This is a genomic window from Sphingomonas arenae (genome assembly GCF_016924655.1).
GTDB lineage: Bacteria > Pseudomonadota > Alphaproteobacteria > Sphingomonadales > Sphingomonadaceae > Sphingomicrobium > Sphingomicrobium arenae.
In genome coordinates, this window is sequence record NZ_JAFFJU010000001.1 from 1,167,832 (window position 1) to 1,185,000 (window position 17,169).

General features: G+C 66.0%; 16 protein-coding genes (1 of these 16 only partly in view). 12 read left to right on the forward strand and 4 right to left on the reverse strand.

The genetic code is table 11. The features are described from left to right. Positions 1-38 precede the first annotated feature (38 nt). Together JT720_RS05910 and JT720_RS05915 are read left to right on the forward strand one after the other, a co-directional pair. The gene (locus tag JT720_RS05910) at positions 39-944 is read left to right on the forward strand and encodes a DMT family transporter (RefSeq protein ID WP_205480015.1); all 906 of its coding nucleotides are present in this window, start codon (positions 39-41) and stop codon (positions 942-944) included. A 9-nt stretch (positions 945-953) separates the two neighbouring features. Beyond that, positions 954-1,268, forward strand: coding sequence for a DMT family transporter (locus JT720_RS05915; protein WP_205480016.1), 315 nt, complete (start codon positions 954-956; stop codon positions 1,266-1,268). On the opposite strand, the gene JT720_RS05920 is transcribed toward JT720_RS05915, so the two are convergent. Next, positions 1,265-2,839 (reverse strand): amidase, encoded by a 1,575-nt coding sequence (locus JT720_RS05920; RefSeq protein ID WP_237219663.1) that lies wholly within the window; start codon positions 2,837-2,839, stop codon positions 1,265-1,267. The genes JT720_RS05915 and JT720_RS05920 overlap by 4 nt on opposite strands. A 101-nt stretch (positions 2,840-2,940) precedes the next feature. On the opposite strand from JT720_RS05920, the gene JT720_RS05925 reads away from it, so the two are divergent. Further along, positions 2,941-5,376: a porin family protein gene (locus tag JT720_RS05925; RefSeq protein ID WP_205480018.1), complete on the forward strand. Its 2,436-nt coding sequence runs from the start codon at positions 2,941-2,943 to the stop codon at positions 5,374-5,376. Here JT720_RS05925 and ppa read toward each other — a convergent pair. Further along, a complete protein-coding gene (gene ppa / locus JT720_RS05930) occupies positions 5,373-5,909 on the reverse strand; it encodes an inorganic diphosphatase (protein ID WP_205480020.1) in 537 nt (178 codons plus the stop codon). The two genes, JT720_RS05925 and ppa, sit on opposite strands and share 4 nt — an antisense overlap. A 105-nt stretch (positions 5,910-6,014) precedes the next feature. Between ppa and hisS the strand changes: the two genes are divergently transcribed. From hisS to JT720_RS05970, 8 genes are all read left to right on the forward strand, one after another. Beyond that, positions 6,015-7,262 carry a histidine--tRNA ligase gene (gene hisS, locus JT720_RS05935; RefSeq protein ID WP_205480022.1) on the forward strand — a complete coding sequence of 416 codons (1,248 nt, stop codon included), beginning with the start codon at positions 6,015-6,017 and terminating at the stop codon, positions 7,260-7,262. Continuing rightward, positions 7,259-8,338 carry a peptide chain release factor 1 gene (prfA, locus tag JT720_RS05940; RefSeq protein ID WP_205480024.1) on the forward strand — a complete coding sequence of 360 codons (1,080 nt, stop codon included), beginning with the start codon at positions 7,259-7,261 and terminating at the stop codon, positions 8,336-8,338. The genes hisS and prfA overlap by 4 nt, the downstream gene beginning before the upstream one ends. Then, positions 8,335-9,168: a peptide chain release factor N(5)-glutamine methyltransferase gene (gene prmC / locus JT720_RS05945; protein WP_205480025.1), complete on the forward strand. Its 834-nt coding sequence runs from the start codon at positions 8,335-8,337 to the stop codon at positions 9,166-9,168. The genes prfA and prmC overlap by 4 nt, the downstream gene beginning before the upstream one ends. A 249-nt stretch (positions 9,169-9,417) precedes the next feature. Further along, on the forward strand, positions 9,418-10,185 hold the full coding sequence (locus JT720_RS05950; protein ID WP_205480026.1) for a DUF4167 domain-containing protein: 768 nt from the start codon (positions 9,418-9,420) through the stop codon (positions 10,183-10,185). A 165-nt stretch (positions 10,186-10,350) separates the two neighbouring features. After that, positions 10,351-11,388: a substrate-binding domain-containing protein gene (locus JT720_RS05955; protein WP_205480027.1), complete on the forward strand. Its 1,038-nt coding sequence runs from the start codon at positions 10,351-10,353 to the stop codon at positions 11,386-11,388. A 78-nt stretch (positions 11,389-11,466) separates the two neighbouring features. Next, on the forward strand, positions 11,467-13,059 hold the full coding sequence (locus JT720_RS05960; RefSeq protein WP_205480028.1) for an OprO/OprP family phosphate-selective porin: 1,593 nt from the start codon (positions 11,467-11,469) through the stop codon (positions 13,057-13,059). A gap of 153 nt (positions 13,060-13,212) precedes the next feature. Beyond that, the gene (locus JT720_RS05965; protein WP_205480218.1) at positions 13,213-14,610 is read left to right on the forward strand and encodes a DUF4139 domain-containing protein; all 1,398 of its coding nucleotides are present in this window, start codon (positions 13,213-13,215) and stop codon (positions 14,608-14,610) included. A 5-nt stretch (positions 14,611-14,615) separates the two neighbouring features. Continuing rightward, a complete protein-coding gene (locus tag JT720_RS05970) occupies positions 14,616-16,139 on the forward strand; it encodes a DUF4139 domain-containing protein (protein ID WP_237219664.1) in 1,524 nt (507 codons plus the stop codon). Here the strand turns inward: JT720_RS05970 and JT720_RS05975 are convergent. Further along, on the reverse strand, positions 16,115-16,507 hold the full coding sequence (locus JT720_RS05975) for an acyl-CoA thioesterase (RefSeq protein WP_205480029.1): 393 nt from the start codon (positions 16,505-16,507) through the stop codon (positions 16,115-16,117). The two genes, JT720_RS05970 and JT720_RS05975, sit on opposite strands and share 25 nt — an antisense overlap. Beyond that, positions 16,504-16,797 (reverse strand): hypothetical protein, encoded by a 294-nt coding sequence (locus JT720_RS05980; RefSeq protein WP_205480030.1) that lies wholly within the window; start codon positions 16,795-16,797, stop codon positions 16,504-16,506. Before JT720_RS05980 ends, JT720_RS05975 begins: the two co-directional genes overlap by 4 nt. 69 nt (positions 16,798-16,866) lie before the next feature. On the opposite strand from JT720_RS05980, the gene JT720_RS05985 reads away from it, so the two are divergent. Then, a protein-coding gene (locus JT720_RS05985; RefSeq protein WP_205480031.1) for a CBS domain-containing protein crosses the window boundary here: on the forward strand, positions 16,867-17,169 show its 5' portion. It continues 129 nt past the right edge of the window; the window shows 303 of its 432 coding nt (coding positions 1-303); the start codon lies at positions 16,867-16,869; the stop codon falls past the right edge of the window.

Sequence of the window (17,169 nt, forward strand, 5' to 3'; positions counted from 1 at the left end):
CTGACTTCCGCGGCCCGTCCGGCTACCGGCGGGCAGCCATGCACCCTCCCCGCCACTCCCCGCTGATTGCTTTCCTGGTCGGCACCGTCGGCATCGCCTTGTTCTCGGCGATGGACGCGGTGATGAAGAGCCTGGTACTCGCAATCGGCGCCTACTCCACCATGCTCTGGCGCAGTCTGTTCAGCGTCAGCCTGGCGGGCGCACTCTATCTTCCTTGGCGTAACGGGTGGCCGAGCGGGCCTGTGCTCCGCCTGCACATCGCCCGCGGCGTGCTGTCGACGATCATGGGCGTGCTGTTTTTCTGGGGCATCGGCCGGGTGCCCCTGGCGCAGGCCGTCGCCCTGGCCTTCATCGCGCCCCTGATCGCGCTCTACCTGGCCGCGATCTGGCTTCACGAGAAGGTCGGCCCTCGCACGATCAGCGCGTCTTTCCTCGCCTTTGCCGGGGTTCTCGTCATCCTGCTCGGCCAGGCGCAGACCGACCTTGGCCCGCGTGCCCTCACCGGCTCGGCGGCGGTGCTTGCCTCTGCCGTCTGCTATGCTGTCAACATCATCATGATGCGGCGACAGAGCCTCGCGGCCGGACCGGTCGAGATCGCATTCTTCCAGAACATGACCGTTGGCCTGGTCCTGCTGGCGGTCCTGCCGCTGATCGGCACCAGCGTTCCGCCCGACACCCAATGGTCGTTCCTCGCGATCGCCGCCGCGCTATCGACCTGTTCCATGCTGCTGCTGAGCTGGGCCTACGCTCGGGCAGAGGCGAGCTATCTCGCAACCACCGAGTACACCGCCTTCCTGTGGGCGGCATTGTTCGGCTGGCTGTTCTTCGGCGAGCAGCTGTCACCCTACACCATGGCGGGAGCCGTGCTGATTGTCATCGGCTGCATCCTTGCCGCCCGCCGCCCGCAGGAGGCGAGCCCGGCCCTTGAAGCCACCACCGCCTAGGAGACGCGCATGGCCTGGTTCCTTCTTATCCTCGGCGGCCTGTTCGAGGTCGGCTTCACCACCTGCCTCCGCTTCGTCGAGGGCTTCCGCAACCTGCCCTGGACTGCCGGGTTCCTGGCCTCCGTTACCCTCTCCATGGGCCTGCTGGAAGTTGCTGCCCGCTCAATCCCCATGGGCACCGCTTATGCCGTTTGGGGCGGCATCGGCGCGGTCGGGACGGTGATCGTCGGCATGGCCTTCTTCAACGAGCCGACCACCACCGTCCGCCTGCTGCTCATTCTGGTAATCGTCGGCGCCATCGCCGGATTGAGAATGACCGCTTAGCGCTGCGGCTGCAGCGCTGGCGCAATAGCCGGGCTCTCCTCGATCGAGCGGTAGAATTGTGGTGGGGCAAGCGGCCCGCGGGCCTTCTCATACGCAAACCCAAGGCTGAGGATTAGCGCGTCCGCCCACTTCGGCCCGATGAAGCTGAGACCCACCGGCAAGCCCTTCACCGTGCCCATCGGCACGGTCAGGTGCGGGTAGCCGGCAACCGCCGCCAGACTGCCAGCTCCGCCTCCGCTGATCTGGTCGCCGTTCACCGCATCGATCTTCCACGACGGCGGCATAGTTGGACCGACCAGCGCGACCACCCGGTGCTGCTTCAGCAGTGCGTCGATGCCCTCGGGACCTGCATAGCGGAAGCTGGTCGCCCGTGCCTTCCGGTAGCCGGGATCGCCAATGCCCTTGGTCGCCTGGGCCTGCTCAAAGATGTCCTGTCCGAACAGCGGCATTTCCTTCGCGGCGTTCGCCGTATTGAAAGCGATCACGTCGGCGAGGCTGCGGACCTTTATGGGAGCAGGGCTGGACTGGAGATAGCGGTCGAGACCCGCCTTAAACTCGGTCAGCAGCACCTGGAACTCCGGCCCGCCGATCTTGTCCTGGTTCTTGAACTCCTTGATCTCGACGAGTTCGGCGCCCTGCATCCGGAGGACCGCCAAGGCCGCCTCGAAGGCTCGATCGGTGCCGAATCCGCTGGCAAACCGCATCACCCCGATCCGCTTCCCCTTCAGCGAACCTGCGTCCAATGCCGCAGCATAGTCCTGCCTGCGCGCATCGGCTTCCTCCGTCGCCGGATCGGCGGGATCGCTACCCGCCATCGCAGTCAGCATCAGCGCGGCCTCCCGCACCGTCGCCGTGATCGGCCCCGCGGTGTCCTGGCTCTCGCTGATGGGGATCACGTGGGTCCGGCTGATGAGGCCCACGGTCGGCTTGAAGCCCACGACACCGTTCACCGCAGCCGGGCAAGTGATGGAGCCGTCAGTTTCCGTTCCAACTGCCATCCGGGTGAGACCGGCCGCGACAGCCGCTCCACTCCCGCTCGAACTGCCGCACGGATTGCGGTCCAGGGCATGGGGGTTGCGCGTCTGGCCACCAACCGCACTCCAGCCGGAGATCGAATTGGACGACCGGATGTTCGCCCATTCGGACAGGTTCGTCTTGCCGACGATCACTGCGCCGGCCGACCGCAGCCGTGTGACGAGCGGTGCATCGCGGTTGGTCACGTTCTCGGTCAGCGCGAGGCTCCCTGCCGTGGTCGGGAGCGGGCCTGCGACCTCGATGTTGTCCTTGATGAGCACGGGCCGGCCCGCCAGGGCGCCGCGCGTCGCTCCCTCGTCGATCCGCCTCGCCTGGTCGAGGGCAGTCGGGTCGATCGCAATCACCGAGCCGACTTGCGGATCGATGCGCCGGATTCGTTCGAGCGCTTGGGCGGTAGATTGCTCGGCTGGACCGCCATGGGCCGGGGCTGAAGGTGCGAGCGGCGCAGGGGGAGCAGCCGCCTGCGGGAGGGTTGCGGTGGAGCAGCCCGCCAGCAGCAGCGGAATGACGGCAATGATACGCAGGCCGTTGGTCAAGGGAGCACTCCCGTTTGTCGAACCAAGAACGTTCAATCATCCCCGGTTCACCCGAACTCGGCAAGCGAGCCGTTTTCCGATTTCGAGAGTTGCTTGCCCCCATGGTCCGTTCATTCCTTCTTTCGACCGCAGCCGTGCTGGCGACTCCCGCCGTTGCGCAGACTGCCCCAGCTCCCGCGCCCGATCCGGTGGAGGTGACGCCGATCGACGAAAGCGGCGAGGATGAGGAAGAGGCGATCGTCATCACCGGCCAGCGCGAACGCGGCGCCGTGATTGGTGACATTCCACCGGAAAACCAGCTCTCCGCCCGCGACATCCGGGCTTACGGCGCAAGCAGCATCACCGAGCTTCTCGCCGATCTCGCACCGCAAACGGGGAGCGCGCGTGGCCGCGGCGGTGGTCAGCCTGTCGTCCTGCTCAACGGCCGCCGCATCTCTGGGTTTGGGGAGATCCGCGATCTGCCGCCCGAAGCCATTTTCCGGATCGACATCCTGCCCGAGGAGGTCGCCCTCAAGTACGGCTACCGAGCCGACCAGCGCGTGGTGAACTTCGTTCTCCGGCCGCGCTTCCGGTCCACCGCCACCCGGCTGGAGGGCGACGTCGCGACCGAGGGTGGCCGGATCGGCGGCGAGTTCGACGTGACGCGCCTGCTCCTTCAGGAGAACGGCCGGGTCAGCCTCAACGCGCATGTCGAGCGGAGCAGTGCCCTGACCGAGGCGGAGCGCGACATCCGCCTTGCGGACGATACCCTGGTCGACGACCGGCGCTTTCGGACGCTGGTTGGCGCGCGCGAGCAATATCGTCTCGGCGGCACGGTCAACCGGACAATCCTTGGTGACGTCAGTGCAACCGTGGACGGCCGGGTCGAACGCGTGACCGGTCGCTCGCTGTTCGGAGCGGACCTCACCGGCCTCGATCCGCTCGAGCGGAACACCACCACCGACTCCGGCCGGCTGGGCTTCGCACTCAACGGCAATCGCGACCGCTGGCGCTGGTCGGCCGATGGCGGGTATGAGGTCACGCGCTCGCTCACCCGCTCCGACCGGGACGAGGAACTGGTGGAGCCGCGGGATCGGGCACGGACCCTCAACCGTTTCGGGGAAGTCACCCTAGTGGCGAACGGCCCCCTGGCCGAACTCCCGGCCGGGCGTGCCAATGTCACGCTACGGCTGAGCGGCGACACCCGTGACTTGGAGGGCGAGGCCCGGCGCGGACTGACGGAGACCTCGACCGATCTCGGCCGGGATCGGGTGGGGGCGGCGGTGAACGTCGACTTGCCCGTCGCCAAGCGCAATGGCGCCCTGTCGGCGCTCGGGAACCTCAGCGTGAACGCCAATGCGGAAGTCGAGCGGCTGTCGCACTTCGGTACGCTGACGACGCTCGGCGGCGGGCTCGTCTGGTCACCGGTGCAACGCCTCAACCTCATCGCCTCCGTCACCCGGGAGGAGGGCGCTCCCGGGCTCACCCAGCTTGGCGATCCGGTGCTGGAGACACCCGGGACACGAATCTTCGACTTCGTGACTGGCCAAGCGGTTGAGGTAACGGCGATCACGGGCGGCAATCCCGAGCTTCGGTCCGACCAGCGCACAATATGGAAACTTGGCGGAACCTGGCAACCGTTCGAGAAGACGGACCTTGACCTGCGCTTTGACTACACCCGCAGCCGGCTCAAGGACCCCGTATCCACCTTCCCTGGGCCGAGTGAGGCAATCGAGGCCGCATTTCCCGAGCGGTTCACCCGGGATGCCTCAGGCCAGTTGGTCCGGGTCGATCTGAGACCAGTGAACTTCGAGCGCGCCGACCGGGACACGCTGCGCTGGGGCTTCAACTTTCAAAAGCCGCTTCGCTCGGCTCGCCCAACGGCGGCGCAGATCGAGCAGCTCCGGGCCCGCGCCGGACTCCCGCGGCGCGAACCGCGCTCAGAGGGGGCCTCGTCCGGGCGGGAAGGTGGCGCAGGAGCGGGTCAGCGTCGCGGCGGAGGTGGGGGCTTCGGTCGATTCGGCGGTGGCCGCCAGGGCGGACGGCTCCAGCTTTCCGTCTTCCACACCGTCACTTTGAAAGACGAGGTCCGGATCCGCCCCGGGCTTCCGGTACTCGATTATCTCGATGGCGAGGCGCTGGACGGCAATGGTGGCCGTCCGCGGCACCAGCTTGAGCTCGAGGGCGGCTACTTCAACAATGGGCTTGGTGCGCGCTTGTCAGCCAACTGGCGGAGCGGGACCGAGATCGAGGGCGGGGAGAATGGGAACTTGCGCTTCTCACCGCTGACCCGCGTCAACCTTCGGCTCTTCGCAAACCTGGGTGAGCGCTTCAACCTTGTGGCGAAAGCGCCCTGGCTGCGGGGAGCACAGGTCCGCTTCGGCGTGGACAACATCTTCGACGCCAAGCCGCGCGTTCGGGGCGCAGGCGGAGTCACGCCACTCAACTACCAGAGCGACCTGCTCGACCCGCTGGGTCGGACGGTATCCATCTCGATCCGCAAGCTGTTCCTGCCGCCCCGTCTTCGCCAGCGACCGGCTCAACAGCCTGGCAGCTAGAAGCCGGCCTGTCGCGCCCGCTCGAGGCCCTCGCGAATGATGCGATGGGCCTCGTCACGGCCGCCCCAGTGACCGACGCGGGTCCACTTCTCGGGCTCGAGATCCTTGTAGTGGGTGAAGAAGTGGCTGATCTGCTCCATGACGATGGGGGGCAGGTGATCGCCCTCGCTCACATCCACATAGTAGGCCGAGGTCTTGATCTCGGGGACCGCCAGGATCTTCTCGTCCCCACCCGCTTCATCCTCTAGGAACAGTACCGCGATCGGCCGCGCGCGCACCACGCACCCGGGCATGAATGGCCAGCGCGCCATCACCAGGCAGTCGAGCGGATCGCCGTCCTCGCCCAGGGTGTGCGGGATGAATCCATAATTGGCGGGATAGCGCATCGCGGTATGCAGGATGCGGTCGACGAAGATGGCGCCGGACTTCTTGTCCAGCTCATACTTAACCGGCTCGCCGCCGATCGGCACTTCGATGAGGACGTTGACGCTCTCCGGCGGATTGTCGCCGGCGGGCACGAGATCGAGGTTCATTCTAACTCCTTGGTCGGCTGCACGCGAGCGCCCCCGCTCCGCTGCCGGGCAAACGCGCGCCGCCTAGCCTTTCCCGCGCGCCACGGCTAGGGGCGTCGCCCACCAATGGCGCAAATCCAACCCCCTCAGCCCGTTCGGGGCACCCAAAGCCTGCTCGGCGAAGAAGCCGACCGCTTTCAAGCGGTGACCGCTGCCTTCGACCGCGTTCGCCGCCTGTTCGGTTTCAAGCGGGTCGAAGTGCCGGTGATCGAACAAACGGCCGTCTTCGCCCGCTCGCTGGGCGAGACGACCGATGTCGTCTCCAAGGAGATGTACAGCTTCCCCGACCGCGGTGGCGATTCGATCACGCTGCGGCCGGAATTCACCGCGGGCATCGCGCGCGCTTACCTGTCTGAAGGGTGGCAGCAATATGCCCCGCTGAAGGTCGCCACGCACGGCCCCACGTTCCGCTACGAACGTCCGCAGAAGGGCCGCTTCCGGCAGTTCCACCAGCTCGATGCGGAGATCCTCGGTGCGGCCGAGCCGCAGGCCGATGTCGAGGTGCTGCTGTTCGCCGATCAGTTGCTGAAGGAGCTCGGCATCGGTGATAACGCCGTGCTGAAGCTCAACACCCTTGGGGATCCTCCCACGCGGCAGGCCTGGCGGGACGCGCTATATGAGCATTTCCGCAGCCGGTCTTCGGACCTCAGCGGCGAAAGCCGAGACCGGCTGGAGCGCAATCCGCTGCGCATCCTCGACAGCAAGGCCCACGCGGACTGGCCGATCGTGGACGCGGCCCCGACTATCGACGAATTCCTGACTGCGGAGGCCGCGGAGTTCTTCGCGGCGGTGACAGAGGGACTGAATGCCGCAGGCGTGCGCTGGGAGCGGGCGCCCCGGTTGGTCCGTGGCCTCGATTACTACCGCCATACGGCGTTCGAGTTCATGACCGACACGCTGGGCGCCCAGGGCACGGTGCTGGCCGGCGGGCGCTACGACGGCCTGATGGAGGCCCTTGGCGGACCGCACACACCGGCGATCGGCTGGGCGGCCGGCATCGAGCGGCTGTCCATGATGATCGACGCCCCTGAGCCGGAGCGGCCTGATGCCGTGCTCGTTCCGCTCGGTGATCGCGCCGAGAGGGAAGCGGTCCGCCTGATCTCGGACCTGCGGCGCGCTGGTATCGGTGCCGACATGGCGTTCAAGGGCAACATGAAGAAGCGCATGGCTCGCGCAGCGGCTACCGGGGCGCGTTTCGCAATCATCGTCGGCGACACGGAGCTGGACACCCAGGCCGCGCAGCTGAAGGACTTGAGCTCGGGCGAGCAGCGCGCCGTCAGCTTCGACCTGCTGGGAGCAGCGATCCGCGCATGAGCCAGATTTCGTCCGAACGGATCGCCCAAATCGAGGCGAAGAAGCAGGAGCTCGCCGACGCGATGGCGGCCCCAAACCTCGCTCCGGACGAGTTCGTGCGCCTGTCGAAGGAATATGCGCAGGTCGAGCCGGTCGCCGCCGCCGCCCGCGAGGTGCGTCGGCTTCGCGCCGAACGCGCCAGCCTTCAGACCATGACCCGCGAGGCGGACGAGGAGCTTCGCGCCATGGCGCTGGACGAGCTCCACGCCATCGAGGAGCAGCTTCCCGCCGCCGAGCGGGCGCTGGCCATTAAGCTCCTGCCCAGGGACTCGGCCGACGAACGTGCCGCCATGCTGGAGGTCCGCGCCGGCACCGGCGGCGACGAGGCCGCCCTTTTCGCCGGCGACCTGCTGCGCATGTATCAGCGCTTCGCCGAGGAACAGGGCTGGAAATTCGAGCTCATCTCCGCCTCCTCTGCTGACGTCGGCGGCTACAAGGAAGCGGTCGCCTCGATCAGCGGTGCGGGCGTGTTCGCTCGACTGAAGTTCGAGAGCGGCGTCCACCGCGTCCAGCGCGTCCCCGCGACGGAAAGCGGCGGCCGGATCCACACCTCCGCGGCCACCGTGGCCGTTCTCCCCGAGGCGGAGGACGTCGATGTCCAGATCGACGACAAAGACCTGCGGATCGACGTCTACCGCTCGTCAGGTCCCGGCGGTCAGTCCGTCAATACCACCGACAGCGCCGTCCGCATCACCCACCTGCCGAGCGGCCTCGTGGTCATCCAGCAGGACGAGAAGAGCCAGCACAAGAACAAGGCCAAGGCGTTGAAGGTGCTCCGGACCCGCTTGTTCGAACTGGAACGCGAGCGGCTCGCAAGCGAACGCGCCGGCGCGCGCCGGTCGATGGTCGGCTCCGGCGATCGGTCCGAGCGCATTCGCACCTACAACTTCCCGCAAGGGCGGGTCACGGACCACCGGATCAACCTTACACTCCACAAGCTCAACGAGATCCTCGAAGGACCCGGCCTGCGCGAACTGACCGACGCGCTGATCGCCGAGGACGAAGCGCAGCGGCTCGCAGGCCTGGAGGAGGCGTGAGGCCAATCGACCGCGCGATCACGGATGCGGCGCGACAGCTCGTAACGGTCAGCGACACGCCCCGGCTCGATGCTGAGCTGCTGATGGCGCAGGCCCTGGGGATCGAGCGGGACGCACTACTGCTCCACCCGCCACAGGGCAACGTCCCGGAGCTATTCGTCGATTTGCTGGCTCGGCGCATGGCGGGCGAGCCCGTTGCCTACATCACCGGCCGCCGCGCCTTCTGGAACATCGAGCTGGAGGTCGGGCCGGGCGTCCTCATCCCGCGTCCGGACAGCGAGACGCTGATTGCCGCCGCAATCAACCATTTCTCCGGAACCGAAGGTCCGGACCGTATTCTCGACCTCGGCACGGGTCCCGGAACTCTGCTACTGTCCGCGCTGGATCAATGGCCGCGCGCCACTGGGCTTGGCATCGACTCGTCGCAGGTCGCCCTCGATTACGCGAAGGGCAACGCCCGGCGTCTCGGCCTGGCGCCCCGGGCCCATTTCCGGCTCGGCAACTGGGCGGAGGGAGTGACGGAGCGCTTCGACCTCCTGCTCTGCAATCCCCCCTACGTCGCAATTGGGGCCGAGCTCGGCCCGGGAGTCCTCGAGCATGAGCCGGCCGAGGCTCTGTTCGCCGGAGAGGAGGGCCTCGACGATTACCGCCGGCTCGCGCCGGAGATCGGCCGGCTCCTCACACCGGGGGGCCTCGCCGCGATTGAAATCGGCGCGGACCAGGCGAAGTCCGCGGCCTCGGTTTTCGAAACGGCCGGCCATTCACCTTCGCTGGCCCATGACCTCGCCGGGCGCCCGCGCGCGCTGCTAATCCATGCTAGGCACAAATAGCTTGGAAATGCCGGGAAAGCGCACTACATCTCTTGTCTAGCAACGGGGCCGCTCATGGCGAAGCAAGAGTGCCTGGGCCTGATCGCCCCCCGTCGCTACCCCCTATGACATCGAATCTTCGCGGATAGGCAACAGCGCGAAGGCAAGACGACAGGGGCACACGGCGCTGAAATCTGCGCCGTGCTGCTGCACGCATGGGGGTCAGGTTGTCACGCGCGATGGAGCGCCAGTGCGACGAGGAACGAAGATTTGATCAACAATCGCCAAGGTGGCCGCCGTCGCGGTCGCGGGGGGCAGCGCCCACAGGGGATGCCCGGCAACACGGGTGGCAATCGGCAGGATAATCGCAACCGCGGCAACGCCGCGCAGCTGCTCGAGAAGTACAAGGCCTTGGCGCGCGATTCGCAACTCGCCGGCGACCGTGTGCAGACCGAATATTACCTCCAGTTCGCGGACCATTATTTTCGCGTCCTCAGCGAGAGCCGGTCGCGCTTCGAAGAGCAGCGACGGGCTCGCGGTGAAGATTACGACGACGAGGATATCGACGAGGACGGCCTCGACTCCGACGGTGAGGAATCGGCGGAACCGCAGGTCCGGGCCGATCGCGGCGACCGTGGAGATCGCGGCAATCGGGACGACCGTCAGGATCGTCGCCGCGACCGGGGTGATCGCGTCGAGCGCTCGGACCGACGCGAAGAGGACGGCGAACGCCGGGAGCGCGTTTCGCGGGACGACCGCGGCGAACGGCGGGAGCGGGCTCCCCGCGAAGACCGGGGCGAGCGGCGGGAGCGTGGCGGCCGGCTGAACGGCCGTTCGCGTGAAGACGAGGACCGGGGCGAGGCGCCGGCGCAAATCGCGTTCGACACGCTGCCGCCTGCAATCGGCATCGCGCCCGAGCCGGAGACGGCGGCGATCCCGGACGGCACGGAAGTGGAAGAGGCTCCTCGCCCCCGTCGGCGGGTCACCCGCCGGCCTAAGGTGGCTGAAGGGGACGGAGAGATCGCACCGGCGGCCTGAGCCAGGCAGACAATCGAACATCAGACAGGGCGGCGGGGCAACTCGTCGCCCTCGTCTTTTGGGCCACGTCACAAATCTGCAGCAAACGAGTCACTTTCGTGTCGCGGCGCGATCCTAGGGCGGCCTCACCGGCGGAGCAGAGTTCCGCACAAGGGGACGTTTCGCATGACCATCAAGTCTTTGACCCTCGCCGCTTCGGCGATGCTGGCGCTTACCATTCCGACTGCCGCCGAAGCGCGCTCGCAGATGCGCGCCGTCGGCTCCTCCACCGTTTACCCGTTTGCCAAGGCTGTCGCCGAGCGCGTCGCTCGCGCCAATCCGCGCGTGGGAACGCCGATCATCGAGTCGACAGGTTCCGGGGCCGGTATCAAGCTCTTCTGCGCCGGAGTGGGTGAACGCTTTCCCGACGTGGCCAATTCCTCGCGCCGGATGAAGGCGTCGGAAGCCAAGCTGTGCGCCACCAACGGCGTCAGCAAGATCACCGAGATCCAGGTCGGCCTGGACGGGGTCGCTCTGGCAACTGCGAAGAACACTCCCCTGGCCAATCTTAGCCAGCGCGAAATCTACATGGCGATCGCCAAGACTCCCTACGGCAAGCCCAACAAGGCGAAAACGTGGAAGGACATCAACGGCCGCCTTCCCGCCATTCCGATCCGCGTCATGGGACCACCCACCACCAGCGGCACCCGCGACGCCTTGGGTGAGTTGATCATGACTCCGGGCTGCGAGGCCAATGCCGGTGTGGCCGCCATGAAGAAGACCGACGAGGCGAAGTTCAAGGCGATCTGCACCGCGGTCCGCACCGACGGCGCGTACATCGAGGCGGGTGAGAACGATAACCTCATCGTCCAGAAGCTCGCCGCCAACCCGGGCACGGTCGGCATCTTCGGCTACAGCTTCCTCGAAGAGAATCTGTCCAAGGTGAAAGGCGTCTCCATCAACGGGGTGCAGCCGACCTATCAGACCATCAGCAGCTTCAGCTATCCCGGTGCGCGCCCGCTCTACATCTATGTGAAAAATGCGCACGCCGCGGCCATTCCGGCAATCCGGGCCTTCGTTGCGGAATTTACGAAGGAAAGCGCGATGGGCCCCAAGGGCTACCTGCTGTCGCTCGGCATGGTCGCCGCGCCGAACAACATCCGCGCTCGCAGCCAGCAGGCTGCACGCACGCTGGCTCCGCTGAACCTGGCCAGCCTGAAGTAGACCCATCCACGATCAACAGATGTGCGCGCTCCGGGGAGGGGCGCGCACGAGCCCATCAGGGCGGGGGAAGGAAGAAAAATGAAGTTCACGAACTTGCTGGCGACGCTGCTCTCCGGCACGGCCATCTGTCTGGCGACGCCGGCCTTGGCGCAGGATGCGTCTGGCCAACCGCCGGAGGCGCAGCAGGAGCCGACCGAGCCTGACGCATCCGACACCACGGCAGATGCCGCGATCGCAGCGACCACGCCGGTTGATGACGCGCAGGCCAAGATCGAGTTGCTCCAGGCCCAAGTCGAGGCGCTGCAGGAATCGATTGCCCAGATGCAGGCGGCGATGGTCAAGTCCACGCCCACCTGGAAGGGCGCACCGCAATATGAGGACAAGGAAGCGGGCTGGTCGTTCAAGCCACGTGGCCGGATCATGTACGACATCGGCTACGTGTCGAACCCCAACGACGCGATCGTGACCCGGAACCTCGGCTTCAATACGCGTGTCCGCCGGATCCGGCTGGGCGCGGAAGGCACGATCCCGGGTGGCTTCGGCTACAAGTTCGAGATGGACTTCGCCAACTCCAATGTCGGGTTCGGCGACGCCATCATTACGTATGCCCCGGCGGGCAAACCGTACGACTTCACGATCGGCAACCATGAGTCGCTGGACGGTCTCGAGCAGATTACGAGCTCGCGCTACATCAGCTTCCTGGAACGTGCCGCGTTCAATGACGCCTTCATCAACACCCGCCGGATTGGCGCCTCGTTCGGCCTCAAGAACAAGGCCGGTGATCTGCGCTTCAACGCTGGCCTTTTCACCGCCCACTCGATCGACGCCAGCTTCGACAATGACGGCTGGATCGGTGCAGCGCGTGCAGTCTACGCGCCGATCGTTGGCGGCAACCAGCTGCACTTCGGGCTGAACTACCAGCACCGAGAGTTCCAGTCGAACAACGGCGCGACCGCGTCCGTCTCGCAGGGTGCGCCATCGACCAACCAGCTGGCTCGCTATCGCGCCCGCCCGTTCGTGCAGACCACGGACGTGCGCTTCGTCGACACCGGCAACTTCGCGGCGAAGAGTGACGACATCATTGGCGCCGAGTTCATCGGCATCTTCAAGTCGCTTCACGTCACGGCGGAAGGCCAGTACCTGAAGTCCAATGCATACGAAGCCGGCGACACCTTCGGCTCCGACCCCCTCGACTTCTTCTCCGGCCCGACCGCGCTGGTCCCGGATGGTAACCCCTCGTTCTGGGGCGGCTACATCGAAGCGGGCTACTTCTTCACGGGCGAAACCCGGGGGTACAAGAATGGCCTGTGGGATCGTACCAAGGTCCTCAAGCCGTTCAGCAAGGGCGGCTGGGGCGCTCTCCAGCTGAATGCTCGCCTCGATTATCTGGATCTTGATTCGGGCAAGCTGAAGAACGGCTTCACGAACAACTTCGTGACCGGCGTGACCACGCCATCGGTGAACCTTGGCCGCGGCGGGAAGCAGCTCGGGCTCCTTGGCAGCCTCGTCTGGATCCCGGAGGACTACTTCCGCATCTACTTGCAATATGCCCGTGCCCAGATCACCGGCGGGCCGCAGGCTGCGCTGGTCAAGCCGACCTCCACAAAGCCGCTGGATGAACGCAGCTACCACGTGGACACGCTGTCGGCGCGCGCCAGCATCGACTTCTAACGCGGCCCGTTCCCCTGGAGCCGCAAGGGCCTCTCCGCTTTGCAGCGGGGAGGCCCTTTCTACGTGCAGGCTTGACGAGCGGGTTACAACATAACACGCTGCGCAGCATCGACCGCTTGCAGGGGATGTGTGTTGCGTACTTTCCTGACGTGCCTGTTGGCCGCTTCGGCGGCCCCCGCGATCGCCCAGACCAGCATTCCTTCTCCCGCTGAGAGCGCGCAGGGTGATGTCGCCATCACCATCTACAACAATGACCTGGCACTGGTGCAGGACCGCCGGAACCTCACGCTGCCTGCAGGCCGATCGCGGCAGGAGTTCCCGGACGTGTCGGCTCAGATCCGACCCGAGACTGTGACCTTGACGGGAACCGGCATTGGCATCGTCGAGCAGAACTTCGATTATGACCTTCTCTCGCCCAGCGCGCTGATGCAGAAGGCGGTGGGTGAGACGATCACCATCGTCCGGATTAACCCAGCAACGGGCGCAGAGACGCGTGAGCGGGCACGCGTGCTGGCGGCCAACGGCGGCGTGGTGCTGCAAATCGGAGAGCGGATTGAGGTTCTCCGCGACGACGGCCTGCCGGTCCGGGTGATCTTCGACAAGGTTCCGGAGAACCTGCGCGCGCGGCCCACGCTGTCCGTGACGCTGGAAGCTCAGCGGGCTGGTCGTCAGCCGGTCACGCTCAACTATCTGACCCCTGGCCTCGCATGGGAGGCCGACTATGTCGCGCTCTTCGACGAGCGAGCCGGCCGGATGGACGTGCAGGGCTGGATCACGCTCAACAACCAGAGCGGCACCACTTATCGCAATGCCAGCACGGTGCTGGTCGCGGGCAGCGTGGCACAAGCGGAGCAGCCTTACCGAGGAGGCGGCTACTACCCGCCTCCGCCACCACCTCCACCGCCGCTTCGGGACGCCGGCACTCAGACGGCACCGCGGGAGCGGCTTGCCGACTTCTACCTTTATCCGCTGCCGGAACGCACCACGATTGCACAGCGGCAGCAGAAACAGGTGAGCTTTCTCGACGTTGCCGGCACGCCGGCTGAGCGCACTTACGAATTCCGCAACCCGTGGCTGGGGACCGCCGAACAGCCGATTAGCGTCAACAGTGTGCTGCGTTTCGCGACAAATCGCGGCGATGGGCTCGGAAATGCGCTGCCTGCAGGCACGGTTCGTGTCTATCAACGTGACTCCAGCGGGCGGCCCCAGTTCGTCGGGGAAAGCCGGATCGGCCACACACCCATGGGCTCGACCTTGGGCCTTACCACCGGCCAAGCCTTTGATATCAAGGTCCATCCTGTCGTTGAGCAGCGCACCCGAGTGGACTCGAGTGGAACCCGCTGGCGCACCACCATGCGATACCGCGTGACCAACGCCTCCGACCGTCCAGTTTCCGTGATCCTGTTCCAGGACGGGCTCTGGGGTGACACTCGGATCCTCAGCGAAAGCCAGAAAAGCGAGCGCAGCAGCGCCGATGCTGCCATCTGGCGGGTCGCCGTCCCTGCGAATGGGGAAGCGACTGTAACCGCGACGTTCGATACGCGCTTCTGAACTCCATGAGGAGGAGGCTTCTCTGGCTTGGTCTGCTGCTGGCCAGCGCTGCGCACGGGCAGACCGTCGCCACGTCCGCGGCTCCCGACCGGGTCGCCGTGACCATCTATCGCGATTTGAACCGTGGCCGTGAACGACCGAACCTGCAATGGCTTAACGGCTACGCGCTGATCACCGAAACGCGTAGAGTTCAGCTCCGCGCCGGTTCATCCGAGCTTCGCTTCGAAGGCGTGGCTGGCGGCATCCTTCCGCAGAGCGCCATCATCACTGGCCTGCCGAACGGCTTTCTGGAGAAGAACAGAGACGCTTATCTGTTGTCGCCGGGCACCCTGCTCGATCGCTCTCTCGGGCGACGTGTACAGCTCCGCCGAACCGATCGCGCGACCGGTCGCGTTATCGAACAGGAAGCCCTGGTTCGCAGTGGGGCTGATGGGGCTGTAGTTCTGCAGACGTCAGCTGGGTTCGAAGCGCTGCGCTGTTCGGGTCTTGCCGAGACTCTCGTGTACCCGGAAGTGCCGCCAGGGCTTTCGGCCAAGCCGACGCTTGCGGTGGCGATCCGCACCCCGACGCCGGTCGAAGCCACGGTGTCGCTCTCGTACCTCGCGTCTGGGTTCGATTGGCAGGCAAACTACGTGGCAAGCCTCTCACAGGACGAAAGGACATTGCACCTCTCCGCCTGGTTGACGCTGGCGAACGGTGACGAAACCAGCTTCTTCAATGCCGACACGCAAGCGGTGGCGGGACGGGTCAACCGGGAAGATGCGAGGGCGCCGGAGCCGGAGGCGCGACCCTTGCAGATCCAATGCTGGCCAGCAGGAACCACGAGCGACATCGCCGAGCAGGTCATTGCAGTGAATGCGCAAGAATCCGGGATCGCGCCGCCGCCGCCACCCCCGCCGCCGCCCTCACCTGAGCGGGGCGGGGAGGATATTGTGGTGACCGGCAGCCGCGTAATGGAGGCCAGGCGAGAGCGGCTCGGTGACTTGCAGCTCTATCGTATTCCCGAGCCGGTCACCGTTGCTGCCAACAGCCAGAAGCAAGTGGCGCTGATGGAGCAGCCCTCGGTGAAGGTCTCAAGAATCTATCGCCAGCGCTTGTCCGTTGTGGATCGCAACTTCGATCAGCCGGCGCAACTCGTTCTGGTGACTCGCAATCGAGCGGCAGAGGGCTTGGGCCTGCCGCTACCGGCTGGAGGCGTCTCCGTCTTCGGAAAACAGGGAGGCCGACCAATCCTTATCGGCGAAGGCGCGATTGACGACCTCGCTGTGGGAGAAGATGTCGAATTGACCCTGGCCGAGGCTCCAGGGGTTCGGGGCAAGGTCAGCCGGACGGAGGGCGGCCGCTATACTCTGCGCGTCACCAACGATCGGCCGGTTCCTGTCCACTACGAGGCGGAACTCTTCGTGCCGGACGACCGCTTCCGGCCAGCGTCTCGGCTCGACCGCCGCAATGGGCGCCCCGTCTGGAAGACGACGGTTCCCGCAAATGGCAGCGTGAGCCTCAGCTACCGGATCTCCGACGAGGACTGATCAACGGCGCGCGGACGGTGGTTGTCGTCGAGCGCTACGAACGTGAACAGGCCTTCGGTCACCTTGATCTGCTTCTGCCCACGATCACGATGAGCGATGACCTCGATGCGAATCGCCATCGAGGTCCGCCCCACCCGCTCGACCTCTGCGTAGACGGAGATCAGGTCCCGTAACTCGATGGGGGCGATGAACTCCATGCGCTCGATCGCGACCGTGGCGACCGAACCGTTGGCCCGGCGCGATGCCACGATGCCCGCCGCAACGTCCATCTGGCTGAGCACCCAACCTCCGAAGATATGTCCGTTCGCATTGATGTCGCTCGGCCCAGGAACGACGCGGAGAATCGGGCTGCGCTGAAGGTCGGTCAATCTGTGGGTCCTTGTTTGTCGTCGCTGACCCGATGCGCTTCGTCATCATGGCCGCTGGAAGAGCTGAGAAAGGCTAGGGTCATCAGGGCTGCACCCATCAGGACCGTCAGCCCTGCGCCAAGCGCCGTGGCGATCAGCATATGGATACGAATCTCCGACTCGCCTTGCGAGACGAACCAGACGGCGGCCGCCGCACAGGCGATCGCTACCAGGCTCATCCACCGCATGATTCGGCGGAACCGCCGCCAGGCGGAGGCCCGTGGGCTAGGGATCGGATCGGGTCGTGGCATGGCTTCCCTTTGTGAGTGCCGCATGGGAGTATCAAGGGCGAAACCTTCGACAGATCACAGGAGGCGCACATGACGGTGGCGGCGGTTCTGGCGGGAAAAGGAAGCGACGTGGCCGCAATTCGGGCCGACGCATCCCTTCGTGAGGCGATTTCCGAGTTGGCGAGCCGCAACATCGGCGCGCTGGTGGTCACCGACGCTGGCGGCGGCGTGGCTGGCGTGATCTCGGAACGCGACCTCGTGACCTGCCTGGATCGGCATGGCGGTGACCTGCTCGACCGCCCCGTTTCCGAAGCGATGAGCGCCCCGGCCATCACCGTCGATCCACAGACGCCCGTACTGTCCGCCTTGGCGCTGATTACCCAGAAGCGGATC